The organism is Brevibacillus sp. MER 51, from assembly GCF_023714195.1.
In the GTDB taxonomy this organism is placed as follows: Bacteria; Bacillota; Bacilli; order Brevibacillales; family Brevibacillaceae; genus Brevibacillus.
Map to the genome: position 1 here is coordinate 1 of NZ_JAMAUS010000104.1, position 217 is coordinate 217.

The following is a 217-nucleotide window of genomic DNA, read 5'->3' on the forward strand; positions in this document are numbered from 1 at the left end:
TATGGCTCCTCGGGACGGACTCGAACCGCCGACCGATCGGTTAACAGCCGATTGCTCTACCAACTGAGCTACCGAGGAACGTTGAAGGATTTATTCCTTCAAAACTGAATACGCATGATTGCTAAGAATGTGTGGATAAGTCCTCGACCGATTAGTATTCGTCAGCTCCACGCGTTACCGCGCTTCCACACCGAACCTATCAACCTCATCGTCTATG

At 50.2% G+C, this 217-nt stretch carries 1 tRNA gene and 1 rRNA gene; both read right to left on the minus strand.

Going from position 1 to position 217, the window contains the following annotated elements:
• Positions 1–2 precede the first annotated feature (2 nt).
• Positions 3–78 (minus strand) — tRNA-Asn (locus tag M3630_RS30860).
• Between the two features lie 53 nt (positions 79–131).
• Positions 132–217 (minus strand): 23S ribosomal RNA (locus M3630_RS30865); the annotation flags it as partial.